Genomic DNA, 17,304 nt, shown 5'->3' with positions numbered 1-17,304 from the left:
GCGACAACCGCCGGGCCGCGGTCAAGGAGCCGGTCGTGAGCGGTAAGGCGGCTGCTAACCCGCCTTGCCGCTCACGACCACGGCGGGGAGGGCGTGCAGACGGGCGAAGTCGGCGCTGATCTCCCCGGCCGTCTGCAGCAGCAGCGGCAGGTGGTGCTCCAGCAGCCGCTCGACCGGGGTTTCCGCGGCGTGGCAGTTGACGTTGACGCCGGCGATCACCCGGCCGGACCCGTCGCGCAGCGGCGCGGCCACCGACCGGATGCCCAGCGCGAGCTGCTCGTCGGTCAGCGCCCAGCCGCGGGCCCGGACCTCGCGCAGCTCGGCGTCGCGTTCGGCCCGGCCGGGCTGCCAGCGCGGGACCAGCCCCGAGCGGGTCGGCTCGGCCAGCACCGCCTCCAGCTCGGCCGGCGGCAGCGCGGCCAGCTGCACCTTGCCCAGCGACGTCGGCAGCGCGGGGAACCGGGTGCCGATCTGCACGCTCAGTCCCACGATCTTCGGGACCGCCACCCGGGCGACGTAGACGATGTCGGACCCGTCGAGCTGGGCGATCGAACACGACTCGTTCGTGCGCGCGACCAGCCGCTCCAGGTGCGGGCGGGCCACGTCCCACAGGCCGGTGGAGTGCACGTAGGCGACGCCGAGGTCGAGCACCCGCGGTGTCAGGGCGTAGTCGCGCCCGTCCGTGCGGACGTAGCCGAGCTCTTCGAGGGTCAGCAGGATCCGGCGGGCGGTCGGGCGGGCCAGCCCGGCGGCGGTGGCGACCTCGGCCAGCGTCATCGCCGGGCGGCCCGGGCGGAACGCCGTGATCACCTCGAGCCCGCGCGCCAGCGCCTCGATGAAGTCGGGACCGGTTCCCTCGCGTGGCATGCGCGACCTCCTCTGTGTCTTCCACAGCCGAACCTTCGGGGGTCCGGGTGGCGGGGCCCCCGGCTCAGAGCGAAGCTCCGGTTGTCACCGCAGCGTAGCCGCGGGGATTGACACCGGTGCGGCACTGGGCAAGGGTGACGTCACCCGGCGAGTGTCCGCTCAGCGGACAAGTGTACGCAACGGAGGCAGTCATGTCCGGATCGATCGTCCTGCGGGGTGGCACGGTGCTGACCCTCGACGACGCGCGCCGCGTCCTGCCCGGCGAAGACGTCCTCGTCGACGGCGGCCGCATCGCCGCGATCGGACCGGCGCTGGAGGTCCCGGCGGGCACGACCGAGATCGACGCCTCCGGTGGCATCGTCATGCCCGGGATGATCGACACCCACCGCCACCTGTGGCAGACGGCCATGCGCGGCTACGGCGCCGACTGGACGCTGACCCAGTACTTCGTCTGGTACTACCTCGAATGGGGCAAGGTGTTCCGCCCCGACGACATCTACGCGGGCAACCTGCTCGGCGCGTGGGAAGCCCTGGAGGCCGGTGTCACGACCACCGTCGACTGGTCCCACGGCCTGCAGACCACGGGGCACGCCGACGCGGCGGCCGACGCGCTCGAAGCCGTCCCCGGCCGGTTCGTCCTGGCCTACGGCAACATCCAGGACGCCCCGGCGAACTGGACGGCCACGCGGGAGTTCCGCGACTTCGTCTCGCGGCGCACGGGTGGTGACCTCGGCTTCCAGCTCGCCTTCGACGTCACCGGCGATCCGGCCTTCCCCGAGAAGCCGGCGTTCGAGGTGGCCCGTGACCTCGGTGTGCCGGTGACCACGCACGCCGGCGTCTGGGGCGCGACCGGCGACGACGGCATCCGCCTGATGTACGACCACGGGTTCATGACCCCCGAGACGATCTACGTCCACGGTGCGTCGCTGTCCGCGGACTCCTACCAGCGCATCGCCGCCACCGGCGGGTCGGTGTCGGTCTCGACCGAGAGCGAGCAGAGCGCGGGCCAGGGCTACCCGCCCACCTGGGCACTGCGCCAGTACGGCATTCCGGTGTCGCTGTCGATGGACACCTCGGTGTGGTGGAGCGGCGACCTGTTCTCGGCCATGCGCGCGACCCTGGGCGCCGACCGGTCCCGGGAGCACCTGGAAGCCCACACCAAGGGCGAAACGGTGACCCACGCCGCGCTGCGGGCGGAACAGGTGGTGGAGTGGGCCACCCGCGGCGGCGCCGCGGCACTGGGCCGTGCGGACCTGGGCAGCCTCGAGGTCGGCAAGACGGCCGACGTCGTGCTGCTGAAGAACGACGACTCGCTGGTGTCCTTCCCGCTGCTGCACCCCTACGGCCACGTGGCGTTCCAGGCCCAGCGCGCCGACGTCCACACGGTGCTCGTCGGCGGCCGGGTGGTCAAGCGCGACGGCCGCCTGGTCGGCGCCGACCTGCCGGCCGTCCGGCGCCGCGTCGAGGAGACCGTGGAGCACCTGCGCGGGCAGCTGGGGGAGGAAGCGTGGCGGCAGGGGATGAACCCGGACGTCCCGGAGACCAAGGTCCTGGACAACCCGTACACCTACACCGACTACCAGAGCGACCGCACCCACGGCGGCTGAGCTACCGTGCCGGGTGTGGTCCAGGTCTTCGTCCAGCCCGCGTACGGCACCGCGGACGCCCGCCGCTACGGCGCGGAATCCCTCGACCGGACCGTGGCCTTCCGCGAGCTCGCCGACCGGCTCGACCCCGCCGACCTCGCCCGCCTCGACGCCCTGCACCCGGGCGGGCGAGCCCGGTTCTGGGGCGCCAAGGACAAGTACGACCGCCGGATGGACACCGTGACCACCGGCGACGTCGTGCTCTTCACCGGCGGCAAGCACGTCCGGGCCACCGCGGAGGTGGGGCACGGCTTCCGCAACCCCGCGTTCGCCCGCCGGCTCTGGAACCCGGACCCGGGCAAGTGCCTGTTCAGCAACGTCTACAGCCTGCGCCGCTACCGGCGCGTCGACCTGCCCTACGAAGCGATCTGGGCCCTGCCCGGCTTCACCCCCGGCGACAACTTCATGGGCCTGCGGTTCCTCGACGAGGCGAAGTCCGCCGCCGTGCTGGGCCTGCTCAGCAGTGTGGCATCACGCCGTCGAAGGACGCGCAGTTGTCCTGGTTCCACGGCGTCGACTGCCACTGCTCGGCCGTCATGATCCGGGACGTGTCACCCGCGACGAACTTCCAGGGCCCGTGGTAGGCGTTGCTGAACCAGTAGTTGTCCTGGTCGTGGGTGATGGCGTCCTGGACGAGCGTGCCCTTGTACGGCGACCAAGAGGGGTACGTCCCGTAGTTGGCCAGCAGCGCCATCTTGCCGCAGCTGCCGTTCGTGCAGCCGACGCGGGCCGGGTCGAAGCGGAACGTGTTGTCGTGCACCATGACGAGCTGGGTCTTCCAGCGGCAGTCGTCGTACAGCGGCGGGGACGCGATGCCCGGCGCCGAGCACTGCGTCCGGTCGTCGACGAGCTTCGTGCAGGTGTTGATCGAGGTGTTGGCCGGGCTGTTGCAGAACCGGTCGGCGTTCTCCCACGCGGTGATGCCGGACCAGTTGTCCTCGAAGACGTTGTCGTAGATGTCGATGAGGTAGGTCCGGCCCGGCACCCGCGGCTCACCGCCCGACTCGGACAGGTAGACGCTCGCCACCGGGAAGTTGTCGCCGCGGTCGGCGCGCCACTTGCCCGCGACCAGGCTGTTGCGGCGCAGGACGTTGTCGCGGAACACGAGGTTGTAGCTGATCTCGTAGAACAGCGCCTCGGCGTCGTTGTCCTCGATCAGGTTGTGCTCGATGAGGAAGTCGTTGTTGTCCGTGTCGGCCCACAGCCCGGCGCCGTGGTTGTGGTGGATCCAGTTCCCGCGGATGTCGGCCTTGTCGACCACCCAGAACTTGATCCCGCCGCTGCACCCGCAGCCGGGGCTGCGCGTTTCCCAGTCGTCGGTGTTGTTCCCCGAGATCTCGTTGCCCTCGACGATCAATGCGGTGATCGTGCTGTCCGCCCGGTAGGCGTTCATCCCGTACTGGCCGTTGTTGCGCAGGCAGCTGTGCCGCACCTCCTGGCGCGCACCGGCCATGATTCCCGCGCCTTTGTTGTTCTGCACGGTGGTGTTTTCGATGATCCAATGCTCGCCGGAATCGTGGTTCACCACGCCCTGGTCCTGCTCGGCGACGAAGTTCTGGATGGTGAGCCCGCGGATGACGACGTCCTTCGCCTGCTGGGTGAAGGCCGCGCGGTTGATGCCCTGCCCGTCGAGCACCGCGCCCGGTGCGCCGAGGTAGACGTTGCCGTTCTTGGGGATGATCTGCCCGAACGGGTCCGACGCCAGCTTGTGCGTGCCCGCAGGCAGCCAGAACGTCGTGCCGGCCGGCGACTCCTGCGTCTTGCGGTAGAGGTCGCCGGGCACCGCGGGGTCGGCGGTGACGGCGCCCGCGGGAGGCGTCGTGTTGGCGATTGGCTGGTGGTCGCACACCGGTCCGGGTGTCGCCGCGGCCTCGGCCACCGCCGGGCCGGGCGGCACGATGAACGCGGCAAGCAGAACGACAGCCAGAATGGATCTTATCGGCGACATGCCGTGCAACCTACGCAATTCACGGCGAAACGGCGTGGTCCGAACGAGTCCATTTGTGTTGCTTTTTGGGTGCACCAGGTAACGAAAAAAGCCGTGATTACTCCACGACTGTGAATACCGTGGGAACAATCTGTGGACGGTTCTGTTATCGTGGTCCGGCGGCGGCTCGCAGCCGGAATCCTGCCGAAGGGGGAAGTTCGGCGACACTCGGCCGGGGTAGCGCGGTGGGCCACCTGCCGCGTCCCGGTCAGCCGGGCGGCCGAGCGCGGCGGCGGGCGAGCGGTGGACGGCGGCTGCGTCGTCCCACGGCTCCGCTCCCGGCGCCCCGGCGGCCGGACCCGGTTTTGTTCCGTTAAACCGAGAACTACCTGAGCGAGTGATTTACCGCCATTCATTCCAGTCGCTTCCGCGGCGGCGAACTAGGCTGGTCCGACCCCATTCGACAGCTGTCCTCCACTCGGTGCGTCCCCCGTACCGATCGGGTATTTGCGCAGGTCAAAGCCCTGTCGATGGCACGCGGGGCGGTAACGTCACCTCTCGGACAGAACTTCTGCCCCGGCGTCCGGGCCCCGAATGAAACCCGGCTGCCGCACTCAGGAAGGGAACCCCGAGAAATCATGTCCACATTGCGACGACTGGCTGTCGCCGGCGCTTTCGCGCTGCCGCTTTCCCTCGTCATCGCCTGCCCGGCGACGGCGCACCCGCTCGACTGGCCGCACGACTCCTGGAGCGCCGAAAGCTCCAGCAGCTGGGCCGGCATCGGCGGCGCGGGCACGACCGACACCGAAGAAGGCTCGACCGGGTGGGGACACCACTGGTCGGAGCAGGACTCGGCGGTGGCCGGCATCGGCGGCGCCTACGTGACGCACAGCGGCGAGTCTGGCCACGACGACGGCTGGCACCGGCCGTGGCACCACACCGTCCACAACGGCTGGTACGACGGGGACGACGACTGCGCCTGCGACGCGGACGACTACGACGCGGACGACGACGTCGACCACGTCGTCCACCACGTCGTGAGCCACCCCGACCCGGTGGACCAGGAACCGGCCGGCTACGTCGTGCGCCCGGTGTACGACACCGACGACGACGATGACGACGCCGACTACGGCGACTACGACAGCGGCTACGACGGTGACGACGACGGTGACGACGGCGTGGGCTACTTCGCCGAGCAGCACTCGGCCGGCGTGAACGGTGCGTCCTCGACCCACGTGGCGAGCCACGCGGGTGAGCACCACGCCACGTACGAGGCGGAGAAGCTGACGGCCGGCCCCCACGGCGCATCGTCGGAGGGTGCGCACGCGGTGGCCGTGCCGGACTACGCGGGCTACCACGCCTGGTACACCTCGGCCGGTGTGGGCGGGGCCGCGGCGCACTCGGTCACCGCGGTGGCCGACGCCACGGAGGCGGACGACGACGACTGGGTGGTCGACCACGACGTGGACGACGACTTCGCCGTCGACGAGGACTGACCGCCCCGATCGAAGCCGAAGCCGAGCGAGCCGGGTCCGCACCGTGCGGACCCGGCTCGCTCGGTGCGCTCAGCAGGGGCGTCCGGGTCGGCGACCGGGGTGAACTCCAGCCGCAGGGCGTCGGTGCGGGGCAGCACGACGGCGGTCCCGTCAGCCTTGTGCCACTGCACGGGGAGGAAGAAGATTTGGCCGCCGGACTGCAGGATCAGCTTCAGCCCGGTGTAGCGGAACTGTAGGCGGTGCCGGGGTTGCGGCACGGGGTTTCGCGGACCCCGGCGCGGTCAGGTTCAGGCTCTTCGCGCTGTAGAGGACGGCCTCCGGCGGCGCGGTCAGCGCGGCCTCGATCTGGATGGCCCGGCCGCCGCCGACCGAGGCGGAGTAGCCGGCCACGGCCCAGAAGAGCCCGACGCTGACCAGCGCGAACGTCGCGAGCCACTCGGTGGTCGCCACCGCGGGCGGCAGCGGTCGTCCGGAGCGGGCCGGGCACCGCGGCCATCACGACGGCGATCGGGGCGAAGAGGCCGTCGGCGCTGCGGACCAGGTAGTCCTGCGCGGTCAGGCCCATCGTGGCCATGGCGGCTGCCGGTGCACCGCGAACCGCGAACGTGCGGGGGCCGATCGCGCTGTCCTCAGCCGAGGTACAGGCGGTAGCCCTGGGCAACGGCACGGAATCCCAGCGATTCGTAGAAGGCGTGCGCGGCTTCGCGGCCGGACCGCGACAGCAGCTGGACCTTGTAGCAACGCGCTTGCCGGGCCCGGGCGACGGCCGCCTCCATCAGGGCGGCACCGACGCCCGACCGCCGGTGTCCGGCTGTGACCACGACGTTCTCGACGACCATGAACGACCGTGCCCCCCGCGTGAGGTTCGGCAGCGTGGTGCAGTCGATCGTCCCGACGACCACGCCGCCGGTCTCGGCGAGCAGGATCGCCCGTCCGGACTGGCCCTCGATGGCCCGCCAGGCGTCGGCCGCGGCTTGCCCGGACGGGGCGGGGTCGTCCGGGTGCAACTCCTGGAACAGGGCGAGAAGTGCCGGTAGGTCGGCCTCGGCGGCGAGCCTGGTCGTGATCGTCATGCAGCCCACTTTGCCCGTACGGGCAGCCGGGGGTACCCGAAGGTTTGCCGCTGCGCGGCTGGCCGGTCCGCTCGCTCGCGATCATCGTGGAGGCACCGCCAGTGCGAGGAGGTCCGCCGGTGATCCACGAGGTCGACGAGGCGCTGCGCCGGCTGGTGAAGGACGAGGCGCTGCGCGGCAGCGAGGTCGACGTCGCCTTCGACGCACCCACCAAGGACTGGGCCGCCCGGCGCAACGCACCGACGGTGAACATCTACCTCTACGACGTGCGGGAGGACATGCGACGCCGGTCGCGCGGGCTGCTCAACGAGTACGACCAGCGTGGCGAGGTCGCGGCGCGGCACCTGCCGCCCAAGCACGTCAAGCTGTCCTACCTGGTCACCGCGTGGACCCAGCGTCCCGAGGACGAGCACCGCGTGCTGTCGGACCTGCTGCTCGGCCTGCTGCGCCACGAGGCGGTGCCGGCCGAGGTGCTCACCGGATCGCTGGCCGAGATGGCGCTGCCGGTGCCGATGACCGTCGCGCTGCCGCCACCGGAGGACCGCGCGTTCGCCGACGTGTGGACCGCGCTGGGCGGCGAACTCAAGCCGTCGCTCGACGTCGTCGTCTCCGCCCCGATCCACAGTGGACGCGTCTTCCCGGCCGGGCCGCCCGCCAAGGAAGGCCTCAAGCTCGACACCGGCGACGGCGAGCGCATCGGGCACCACGTGTCCGCGGCCGGGGCCGTCGAAGGGCAGCGCCGGGTCGCGATGGCCCGCACCCACCGGAAGCCCCGGTGAGCCTGGAGTACCTGTTCGAGCGGCTGGCCCGGCTCGAACAGCGCATCCGCGACGCGGTCGACAGCCGCCGGGCGGCCGACCCGAACCCCGACGACCCGTTCCGCGGCCTGTACCTGTCCAACGAGACGATCGACGCCCTGCTGGACGGGCACCGCGAGCCGTTCACCCCGTTCACCGACTCCGTCCCGGACGGCAGGCTGCGCCCGCTCGCCGAACGCGCCGGGCTCACCGGCGTCGACGTCGAACTGCTGCTGGTGGCGCTCGCCCCCGACCTGGACAGCCGGTTCGAGCAGTTCTACGGCTACCTCAACGACGACGTGACCCGCCGCCGCGCCAGTGCCGGGCTCGCGCTGCGCCTGTGCGGCATCCCCGAGGCGTCGGCCGCCGGCCGCGCCCGGCTGGACGCCGGCTCCCCGCTGGTCGCCTGCGGCCTGCTCGCCGTGGGCGAGGACGAACGGCCGTTCCTGTCGCGCACGCTGCGCGTCCCCGACCGGGTGGTGAACCACCTGCTCGGCGACGACCGGCTCGCGCCCGAGCTCGCCGGCTGCGCGCACCTCGGCACCGAGCTCGTCGAAGTGCCGGGCCGGGACCGGCTCGCCCGCGCCATCCGCGGCCGGGTCGGGCTCGTCTACCTGAAGGAGCAGCCCGGGGGCGGTGCCGAGGAACTCGGGGCCGGCGCGCTGGCCGCGGCCGGGTACCCGGCGCTGGTGGTGGACGCGGCACGCTGGCAGGCCGAACCCGGCCACGCCGAGCTCACCGCGTCGCTGCGGCGAGAGGCGTTGCTGCGCGGTGCCGGGATCGTGCTGGGCCCGGTGGAGGACCCGCGGCTGGAGGAACTGGCCCATCCGGCGGTCCCGCTGGTGGTGCACGGGACCGGTGCCTGGGACCCGCGCTGGAGCGCGACGCCACCGTTGCAGCTCGACGCGCTGCCCCTGTCGGGCGCGGCCCGCGCGGAACTCTGGCGCAGCCGCCTCGACGGCCAGCTCGCCCCGGACGTCGACCCGGCCGAGGCGACCGCGCACTTCGTGCTGGGGCCCGGGCAGATCGCCCGCGCGGCGAAGGCCGCGTCGGTGACCGCGCTGGCCGACGACGGGCTGGTCCGCGCGTCCCACGTCCGGGCGGGTGCGCGCAGCCAGAACGCCGCCGGCCTGCAACGGCTCGCGCGGCGGATCGAACCGGTCGTCGGCTGGGCCGACCTCGTGCTGCCGGCCGGCGTGCTGTCCCTTCTGGACGAACTAGCCGCGCGGGCGCGCTACCGCGACCAGGTGCTCGACGAGTGGCGGATGCGCCCGGGCGGTGGCCGCGGCCGGGGCGTGACCGGGCTGTTCGCGGGCGATTCGGGGACCGGCAAGACGATGTCCGCCGAGGTCATCGCCTCGTCGCTCGGGCTGGACCTCTACACCGTGAACCTGGCGACCGTGGTCGACAAGTACGTCGGCGAGACGGAAAAGAACCTGGAGCGGATCTTCACCGAGGCGTCCGGGGTCAACGGCGTCCTGCTCTTCGACGAGGCGGACGCGATCTTCGGCAAGCGCTCCGAGGTCCGCGACGCGCACGACCGGTACGCCAACATCGAAAGTGCGTACCTGCTGCAGCGGATGGAGACCTTCGACGGCATCGCGGTGCTGGCCACCAACCTGCGGGCGAACCTCGACGAGGCCTTCACCCGGCGGCTGGACGTCATCGTGGACTTCCCGCTGCCGGACGTCGGACTCCGCCACCGGCTGTGGGACCGCTGCCTCGGCGCCCGGATGCCGCGGGGTGCCGACCTGGACCTGGGATTCCTCGCCGAAGCGTTCGAACTGGCCGGCGGCCACATCCGCTCGGCCGCGGTCACCGGCGCGTACCTGGCGGCCGAGGCGGGCCGCCCGGTGGCGATGAGCGACCTGGTCGGCGCGGTGGCGCGGGAATACCGCAAGCTGGGCCGGCTCTGCCTCGACCGCGAGTTCGGGCCCTACCTGGCGATGGTGACGGACGGTTGAGCTGCCCGTAGGGGCAGGTTTCGCTGCCCGTCCGGCCGTGCACCGCAGCCTGGCGCACGGCGCGCCGGCGGGGCAAGCTTGGACGTCGGCGGAGGGAGCGGACATGCGCGGGCACAGTCACGACAACGATCTCGACCCGGCCCTGCGGCCGAAGGGCGACCGCATCGAGCGGGACGACCACGACCTCCTGGGCCGCGCGGCCGTGGCCGGCCGCACCGACGTCCTGGGCCCGGCGGGCATGCTGGGCCTGCAGCGCGCGGTGGGCAACGCGGGCACCGCTTCGCTGGTGGAGGAGGAGCGCTCCCCGGTCCACGACGTGGTCGGCTCGGGTGGCGCGCCGCTGGACGCCGCGACGCGCACGGACATGGAGGGCCGCTTCGGTGCGGACTTCTCGGACGTCCGGGTCCACACGGACGCGGCGGCGCACGACTCGGCGAAGTCGGTGAACGCCCAGGCGTACACGGTGGGCTCGAGCATCGTGTTCCAGCGCGACAAGTACGACCCGGCTTCGGATTCGGGCAAGCACATGCTGACCCACGAGCTGACCCACGTGGTGCAGCAGCGCAGCGGCCCGGTGGACGGGACGGATGCTGGGGGTGGGGTGAAGGTGTCGGATCCGTCGGACCGGTTCGAGCGCGAGGCGGTGGCGAACGCGGACCGGCTGATGTCCGCGCCCGCTCCGGCCGGGCCCGCGGTCCAGCGTTGCGAGGACGGCGGCGCGCACGAGGATTCCGTGCAGCGGATGACCGTTCAGCGCGAGGAAGCGCCTGAGGCCGAAGAGGCCGAAGAAGCGAAGATGGCGCAGACCTACGTGCAGCGCGAGGAAGAAACCGAAGAAGAGGCTTCCTGATCCCCGAACGGTTTCGTCATGGACGATGCTCGGCGAGTACCCGGGTGAACTCGTCGAGCACCCGGCTCAACCACGCTTCGTAGCTCTTGTCCCCGGTTTCGTCGAGGTCGATGCCGGAATTCGCCAGGACCTCGGTCAGCTTTCCGGGATCGGTGCCGTCGAGGAGGGCCCTCAAGTCCACGAGGTAGCGATCGGCCTTGTCCGGCGCGTACCGTGCCGTGACCGCCCATTGGGAGAGAGCCACCTCTTCGTATCCCCGCTCCCAGTACTCGGCGAGCCATTCCGTCAGTACGCGCACGTCCGTCATCCCGCTTTCGCGCTGAGTCCCAGCACCTCGTCGACCTTCTTGACCGCTTCGGTCACTTCGCGCGCCCTCGTCTCCGCTGCTGCCTTCTCCGACGGCCGCATCTCCTCGACGCTCTTCGGGTCCATCCTGTCGAGTCCCAGTGCCGAAACCTCGACACCCGCCGTGCGCAGGATGCCGATCGCAGCCTTGGCGTTCTGGAGGTCGCCCTCGACCTTACCGCCCCGCATCTCGTACCACCCCTTGGCGCGTTTGCGGGGATCGGAGGTGAGCACGCTGCTGCCCCAGTGCCGGCCGCCTTCCTTGGTCTTGACGAGCTTGCCGGCACTGAGGAACTTGCCGATGACGTCGGCGTGGGTGGCCGCGGTCGTCGCCGGGATCCGCTGCGGCTTGGTGCTCTTGTACATCTGGGAGAAGAAGATCTTCGCCTCGACCTGGCAGTCGGCGTCGCGGAGCTCCTTGATGAACCCGGCGATGTAGGCGGCACAGTTGGGGCAGCTGCTGCGGTTGACGTCGATTTCCATCTTGATTTCCAGACCGCGGGGCCGCTTGAGGGCGTCCACCCAGATCTGCTTGAACATCGCGACGACGATCTCCTCGGCGTGCGCGCCGGTCTTGACGCCCGCGGCTTTCTGGGTACCGCGCTCGGCGCCGCTGGTCGCCGGTCCGACGACGTGCCCGCGCCCGCCGTAGAGGAAGCTGCCACGCGCGACGGTCTGACCGAAGTCCTCCTCGGGTGGGGGTTTCGCGGCCGCCTGGTCGGCCGTGAGCATCCGGTCGCCGGTGGGATCGCCGGGGTAGATCTCCGAAATGGGCGGTGGCCGGAAGACGACCGGTCCCTGCTCGTCGGTCGGGTTGACCTTGCTCTGCACCTTGAACTGGTGTTCGCCGTCCGGCACCAGCTTGAGCTCCTGGAGGCCCTTCGGCCGCCAGACGTTGAGCACCGAATCGAGAACGCCCTTCGCCGCGGACGGTGCCACGTTGCCGGCGGTGAGACGGTTGTGCGCGTCCTGTGCCGCCGCCCGCGCGACGCCGGCCTTGTCGCTCGGGTCGACGTCCTTGTCCTTCTTCTTGCCGCCCTTGAGCTTCGACCAGACCTTTTTGCCCGCCTTGACGATCGTGCCCACGACCGAGTCGATCACCTTCCCGACCGGGGACTGGACCTTCTCCAGCACCGACTTGATCTTCTCCGAGATCCCGCCCAGCCCGAGCAGGCTCGCCAGGAACCCCAGCACCATCGGCAACGCCTTCGCCAGCGTCCGCTCGATCAGCCCCGCCACCGCACCCGCGCCGCCGCGGGCGATCGATTCCACCGAGTCCAGCACCGAGTCGACGAACTCCTTGATCTGGGCGGCCTTGTCCACGAAGAACAGCACGATGTCGTAGATCGCCTTGCAGGCCTTGATGAACGCCGCCGCCGGGTTGAGCATCGAGATGATCCAGGTGATGCCCGCCTTGACGATCTTCTCGATCACGAATTCCTTGATCTGGCCGAGCACCAGCTCCTTCAGATCACCCAGCTTCTCGACGATCCAGCGCCACAGGCCCGGCACGCCCTCGGTGATCAGCACCTTGACCACGTCGAGGGTCTGCTCCAGCTTGGCCAGCACCGGCTCCGGGATGAACCGCAGGATCCGCGCCCGCACGCTCGCCCAGGTCAGGCCCAGCAGCGACAGGACCATCTTCAGGATGCCCTTCGCGTCCAGCGTCTCCGGGATCTCGATGCCCGCACTCGCCAGGTTGCCCAGCAGCCACCCCTTCAGGCCGTCCTTGAGGTGCTGGACGATGTTGGCGCCGAAGTTCACCACCCCGGTCTTGACGGCGTTGACCAGGTTGCCGAGGAACTCGATCGGCTTCGCGATGATCAGCCCGACCGCGTTCGCGGCCCGGGACAGCACGCCCAGGAGCATGTCCTTCAGCTTCAGGATCGTCTCGATCGCACCGCCGACCGCTTCCTTCGCCTTGCTCCACAGGCCCTTGTTCTCCGCCTGCAGCGCCTTGATCTCCTCGTCGACGGCGGTGCGGGCCTCGCGGTACTTCTGGGCCAGGTCCTCGACCAGCGCATCCTGCTTCTCGTCGACGGACTTCTCGAGATCGTCGAACTGGCCGCCGAACTCCTTCGCCGCCTCGCCCGCGATCTTGCGCAACGCCGGCGACTGGGACGCCACCTTCTGCTGCACGCGGGTGCGGCCGTCCGCGATCAGCTGCTTCGCCTCGCCCAGCTTCTCGCCGACGAAGTCCGCGATTTCGCCGATCACGCCCTGCATCTTCGACTCGTAGACCTTCTTGGCCTCCAGGAAGAGATTGTTCGCTTCGGCAGGCAGGTCGGCGAACAGGTCGTACGCCCAGCGGGCCGCGCCGGTGACCCCGTCGTAGCGCTCGGCCTTGTAGCGCTTCATCCGCGCCTGGTGATCGGCGGTGAACGCGGCCTTGGCCTGCGCCTCGCCCGCCTCGAACTTCTTCGCCACCTGGTCGTCGAGCGCGCCCAGCACGCCCTCGACCTTCGTCTTGGTCTCGTCGAAGATGGCCTTGATCTCGCCGGCGATCCGCGCCCGGTCCTGCTCGTCCTTCGACTTCGTGGCCGACTTCGCCGCCTGGCCCTTCTGCCCGGCCGACGAACGAGCGCCCGTCATGCCCGCCACCGCGGCCTGCCCGGACGCCTGGGCCGCGCCGGTCACGGCGGCCAGCTGCCCCGCCTCGGACTCGCGGACCGCGGCCGGCGCCGCAGCCGTGTGCTGCTCGCCTTCCTGCTTCGCGGCCAGCGCGCCCGTGAACTCCGGCTCGTGGGATTCGGCCAGCTGCTGGTCGGTGACGCCCGCCGCGGCCATCGCCCCGTGCGTCTCGCACTGGTCGGCGCGCAGATCGGTCTGCGCGGGCGGCGCCTTGTCCGGGATCGCCTTGCGTGCGTCCGGCGGGGCCAACGCGGGCGTGGCCGGTGGTTCCGGCAGCGGCGTGACCGGCTTTTCCACGGCCCGGCTGGGGTCCGGCGGCTCCTTCGTCCGGTCGGTGACGTCCTTGGCGGAGGCGTCCTTGCCGCTGGTGACCTTGCCCAGCACCTCGGACTTGACCTGGTCGGCCTTGCCGGACGAGGCGAACTTGTCGGCCTCGTCGAGGTTCTTGGGTGCCTGCTTGGCGATCGCGGCGTTCACCGCGGCGATGAAGGCCGCCTTGTCGAAGCCGGCCGGCTTCGCCGCCGCCATCTTGTCCGCCTGGGCCGCCTTGGCCTGCGCGTCCTTGTCGTCGGTAGGCGCCACCGCGGCGTCCTGCGCCTTCTTGACCTCCGAACCGGCGGGCGGGTGCGCCTTCGCCGTCTTGGCCTTGCCGCCGACGTCCTTCTTCAGCGACTGGAACTTCGGGTCGGACTCCGGCGTCACACCGGGCGGCGCGACCGGGGGAGCGGGACAGCCCTGCCGCTGCAGCGCGACCAGCCTCGACACCGCCGCGTTGCCCGCCGAGGCCTGCAGGCGCAGCAACGCGGGCGGGGTCGCCCGGCGGGCCGGCCGGGCCGGCCGCGCGGACTGCCCGGACGGCTCTCGTGGCGCCTTGTCCCGCCCTGTCGGCATGGGTTCCACTGTCGGCCGTGGCGGGCCGGTTGCCAACGGCCGGACGGGCGGGCACGGCTGCCCGAACGGGCAGCTGCCTTTAAGGGCAGAGATCGGTTCCCGCGGGCCTAGCCGCACGGTCGTTCCGCGGAGAACGCGCCGGCAGCAGCATCGCCGAAGACAAGACTTGTGCGTCGACAAGGGAGGCACGCATGCCCACCTATCTCACGCCGGGGGTGTACGTCGAGGAGATCGAGGCGGGCGCACGGCCGATCGAGGGCGTGGGCACCGCGGTCGCCGCCTTCGTCGGCTTCGCGGCGGACGGTCCCTTCAACACCCCGACGCTGGTGTCCAACTGGGGTCAGTTCACCCAGACCTTCGGTGACTTCATCGAGGGCTGCTACCTGGCCCAGTCCGTCTACGGCTACTTCCTCAACGGGGGCAGCAACTGCTACATCGTCCGCATCGGCGGATCGCGCGCCCAGGACAACGGCGCCGCGCCGAAGCAGATCACGGCCCGCCAGGCCGTGCTCGGCGGCTACCGCTTCGTCGCGAAGGAGCTGCCGGAGGGCAAGCCGGCCGGGGAGATCACCGTCGAGGTCGCCGACCCGACCGGTGACAACCCGGCCGAAGACCGGTTCACCGTCCTGGTCAAGCAGGACGGCAAGGTCGTCGAGACGCACAACGTGACGACCAAGCGCACCAAGGAGAACGTCGTCACCGCGGTGCGGGAGAAGTCGAGCCTGATCACCATCGAAGAGGTCGCCACCGGCGGCGCCGTCACCAAGCCCGACAAGGGCACCGCGGTGCTCTCCGCGCCGCCGAAGGAGGCGGAGGCACCGCCGGTCCCGCGCCGGGTCGCGGCCGACGACTACGTCGGCGACGTCGCCGACCGGACCGGGTTCGGCGGCCTGGAGGCGATCGACGAGATCACCATGGTCGCGGCGCCGGACCTGATGGCCGCCTACCAGCGCGACCTGGTCGACCTCGACACGGTCAAGGCCGTGCAGCTGGCGATGATCGCCCACTGCGAGCTGATGGGCGACCGGATGGCGATCATCGACCCGCCGCCGGCGCTCAACCCCCAGGAAGTCCGCAGCTGGCGGATGGACGCCGCCGGTTACGACTCGAAGTACGCCGCGCTGTACTACCCGTGGGTCCAGGTCCTCGACCCCGCGTCGGGCACCAACACGTTCATCCCGCCGAGCGGCCACATGGCCGGCGTGTGGGCCCGCACCGACGCCACCCGCGGCGTCCACAAGGCCCCGGCCAACGAGGTCGTCCGCGGCGCGCTCGCGCTCGAGACGCACCTGACGAAGGCCGAGCAGGAACTGCTCAACCCGATCGGCGTCAACTGCGTGCGGTCGTTCTCCGGCAAGGGCATCCGGGTCTGGGGCGCGCGGACGCTGTCGAGCGACCCGGCGTGGCGCTACCTGAACGTCCGGCGGCTGTTCAACTACCTCGAGGAGTCGATCCTCGGCGGCACCCAGTGGGTCGTGTTCGAGCCGAACGACGACGCGCTGTGGGCCCGGATCCGGCGCACGATCAGCGCGTTCCTGGTGATGGAGTGGCGCAAGGGCGCGTTGTTCGGGCTCACCCCGGACGAGGCCTTCTTCGTCAAGTGCGACCGCGAGACCAACCCGGCCGAGGGAATCGACCTCGGCCAGGTGATCTGCGAAGTGGGCATCGCCCCGGTGAAACCGGCGGAGTTCGTGATCTTCCGGCTGGCCCAGATGTCCGGCGGCACCAGCCTCGTCAACGAGTGATGAAAGGGCTCCGACATGGCACTTCCCGACCTTGACAAGGCTGTTGGCCACTCCTTCGGGCTCGAGATCGACGGCGTCCAGATCAAGCAGATCTCCGAGGTCTCCGGCCTCAAGATGGAGCAGGACGTCATCGAGCTCAAGCAGAACACCGTCGACGGCAAGTACGTCATCAAGAAGCTGCCCGGCAGGCCCAAGGCGGGCGAGGTCACGCTGACCCGCGGCCTGACCGAGGACAACAGCTTCGAGAAGTGGGTCAAGGACGCGCACTTCGGCAAGATGGCGACCGCGCGCAAGGGCGGCGCCATCATCGTCTACGACTACGAGGGCACCGCGCTCAAGCGCTACAAGCTCACCAACGCCTGGCCGAAGAGCCTGGAGATCGGCTCGCTGAAGGCCGGCGACACGAGCGTGCTCACCGAGAAGCTCGTCATCACCTACGAGCAGATGGAAGTCGAGTGAGCCGATGCGCAGGGTGATGGCGTCGGCGCCGGCCGAGGAAGCCCCCTTGCCGGTGGGCGAACCCCGGTCGGAACGGCCGAAGCTGCGGACGGAGTTCGCGTTCGAGCTCCCGCGCGGGTACGTCGACGACGAGGGCAAGGTGCACCACTCCGGCGTGATGCGCCTGGCCACCGCGCGCGACGAGCTGATCCCGCTGCGGGACGACCGGGTGCGCGAGAACGCGGCGTTCCTCACGGTCGTGCTGCTGGCCCGGGTGGTCACCCGGATCGGCGACATCACCGACGTGCACGCGGGGATCATCGAGAACCTGTTCGCCTCCGACCTGGCGTTCCTGCAGGACATGTACCGCCGGGTCAACAGCGAGGGCCACACCAGGGCGGGCGTCGCCTGCCCCGAGTGCGGCCACAGCTTCGTCGTCGACGTCGCCGGTGGCCGCCTGGGGGAATCGTGACGTACGCGGCCGACCGGCTGCACGAGGAAGTCGCGTACGTCGCCTACCACCTGCACTGGTCGCTCGACGACATCCTCGACCTCGAACACCCCGACCGGTTGACCTACGTCGCCGAGATCGCCCGGATCAACACCCGGATGAGCCAGGGACGGTGACGCTGGA

At 70.7% G+C, this 17,304-nt stretch carries 15 protein-coding genes; 10 read left to right on the top strand and 5 right to left on the bottom strand.

What is annotated here, in order from left to right:
* Window positions 1–54 precede the first annotated feature (54 nt).
* Window positions 55–867 (bottom strand): IclR family transcriptional regulator C-terminal domain-containing protein, encoded by an 813-nt coding sequence (locus tag ACLJQE_RS08510; protein WP_410638588.1) that lies wholly within the window; start codon window positions 865–867, stop codon window positions 55–57.
* A 191-nt stretch (window positions 868–1,058) separates the two neighbouring features.
* Here ACLJQE_RS08510 and ACLJQE_RS08505 point away from each other — a divergent pair, with 191 nt between their 5' ends.
* Both ACLJQE_RS08505 and ACLJQE_RS08500 read left to right on the top strand, forming a co-directional pair.
* Complete coding sequence (locus ACLJQE_RS08505; protein ID WP_410638587.1) at window positions 1,059–2,474, top strand: amidohydrolase family protein; 1,416 nt, start codon at window positions 1,059–1,061, stop codon at window positions 2,472–2,474.
* Between the two features lie 15 nt (window positions 2,475–2,489).
* Window positions 2,490–3,053: a hypothetical protein gene (locus ACLJQE_RS08500; protein WP_410638586.1), complete on the top strand. Its 564-nt coding sequence runs from the start codon at window positions 2,490–2,492 to the stop codon at window positions 3,051–3,053.
* On the opposite strand, the gene ACLJQE_RS08495 is transcribed toward ACLJQE_RS08500, so the two are convergent.
* Window positions 2,971–4,461, bottom strand: a complete 1,491-nt coding sequence (locus ACLJQE_RS08495) for a right-handed parallel beta-helix repeat-containing protein (protein WP_410638585.1) — start codon at window positions 4,459–4,461, stop codon at window positions 2,971–2,973. The genes ACLJQE_RS08500 and ACLJQE_RS08495 overlap by 83 nt on opposite strands.
* A gap of 617 nt (window positions 4,462–5,078) precedes the next feature.
* Here ACLJQE_RS08495 and ACLJQE_RS08490 point away from each other — a divergent pair.
* Window positions 5,079–5,936, top strand: a complete 858-nt coding sequence (locus ACLJQE_RS08490; RefSeq protein ID WP_410638584.1) for a hypothetical protein — start codon at window positions 5,079–5,081, stop codon at window positions 5,934–5,936.
* A gap of 629 nt (window positions 5,937–6,565) precedes the next feature.
* Here the strand turns inward: ACLJQE_RS08490 and ACLJQE_RS08485 are convergent.
* Window positions 6,566–7,009: a GNAT family N-acetyltransferase gene (locus ACLJQE_RS08485; protein ID WP_410638583.1), complete on the bottom strand. Its 444-nt coding sequence runs from the start codon at window positions 7,007–7,009 to the stop codon at window positions 6,566–6,568.
* A gap of 119 nt (window positions 7,010–7,128) precedes the next feature.
* On the opposite strand from ACLJQE_RS08485, the gene ACLJQE_RS08480 reads away from it, so the two are divergent.
* From ACLJQE_RS08480 to ACLJQE_RS08470, 3 genes are all read left to right on the top strand, one after another.
* Window positions 7,129–7,788 (top strand): DUF4255 domain-containing protein, encoded by a 660-nt coding sequence (locus tag ACLJQE_RS08480; RefSeq protein ID WP_410638582.1) that lies wholly within the window; start codon window positions 7,129–7,131, stop codon window positions 7,786–7,788.
* Entirely contained in the window at window positions 7,785–9,770 is a 1,986-nt protein-coding gene (locus tag ACLJQE_RS08475; protein ID WP_410638581.1) for an ATP-binding protein, read from the top strand. Before ACLJQE_RS08480 ends, ACLJQE_RS08475 begins: the two co-directional genes overlap by 4 nt.
* Before the next feature lie 103 nt (window positions 9,771–9,873).
* Complete coding sequence (locus tag ACLJQE_RS08470) at window positions 9,874–10,620, top strand: DUF4157 domain-containing protein (RefSeq protein WP_410638580.1); 747 nt, start codon at window positions 9,874–9,876, stop codon at window positions 10,618–10,620.
* Window positions 10,621–10,636: 16 nt separating this feature from the next.
* Here ACLJQE_RS08470 and ACLJQE_RS08465 read toward each other — a convergent pair whose 3' ends face one another.
* Together ACLJQE_RS08465 and ACLJQE_RS08460 are read right to left on the bottom strand one after the other, a co-directional pair.
* Window positions 10,637–10,918: a hypothetical protein gene (locus ACLJQE_RS08465; RefSeq protein ID WP_410638579.1), complete on the bottom strand. Its 282-nt coding sequence runs from the start codon at window positions 10,916–10,918 to the stop codon at window positions 10,637–10,639.
* Window positions 10,919–10,923: 5 nt separating this feature from the next.
* Window positions 10,924–14,487, bottom strand: a complete 3,564-nt coding sequence (locus tag ACLJQE_RS08460) for a hypothetical protein (protein WP_410638578.1) — start codon at window positions 14,485–14,487, stop codon at window positions 10,924–10,926.
* Between the two features lie 191 nt (window positions 14,488–14,678).
* Here ACLJQE_RS08460 and ACLJQE_RS08455 point away from each other — a divergent pair, with 191 nt between their 5' ends.
* The 4 genes from ACLJQE_RS08455 to ACLJQE_RS08440 are packed head-to-tail and all read left to right on the top strand — an operon-like array spanning window position 14,679 to window position 17,297.
* On the top strand, window positions 14,679–16,232 hold the full coding sequence (locus ACLJQE_RS08455) for a phage tail sheath family protein (RefSeq protein WP_410638577.1): 1,554 nt from the start codon (window positions 14,679–14,681) through the stop codon (window positions 16,230–16,232).
* Window positions 16,233–16,247: 15 nt separating this feature from the next.
* Window positions 16,248–16,691, top strand: a complete 444-nt coding sequence (locus ACLJQE_RS08450; RefSeq protein ID WP_091311556.1) for a phage tail protein — start codon at window positions 16,248–16,250, stop codon at window positions 16,689–16,691.
* A 4-nt stretch (window positions 16,692–16,695) separates the two neighbouring features.
* Window positions 16,696–17,142 carry a hypothetical protein gene (locus tag ACLJQE_RS08445; protein WP_410638576.1) on the top strand — a complete coding sequence of 149 codons (447 nt, stop codon included), beginning with the start codon at window positions 16,696–16,698 and terminating at the stop codon, window positions 17,140–17,142.
* Window positions 17,139–17,297: a DUF6760 family protein gene (locus ACLJQE_RS08440; RefSeq protein WP_003098516.1), complete on the top strand. Its 159-nt coding sequence runs from the start codon at window positions 17,139–17,141 to the stop codon at window positions 17,295–17,297. Before ACLJQE_RS08445 ends, ACLJQE_RS08440 begins: the two co-directional genes overlap by 4 nt.
* The last annotated feature ends 7 nt before the right edge of the window (window positions 17,298–17,304 follow it).

Origin of the sequence: Amycolatopsis sp. lyj-346 (assembly GCF_046548975.1) — a bacterium.
Taxonomy (GTDB): Bacteria; Actinomycetota; Actinomycetes; order Mycobacteriales; family Pseudonocardiaceae; genus Amycolatopsis.
Note: the sequence above shows the minus strand (reverse complement) of the source record. Positions and strands in the feature narration are given on the sequence as shown.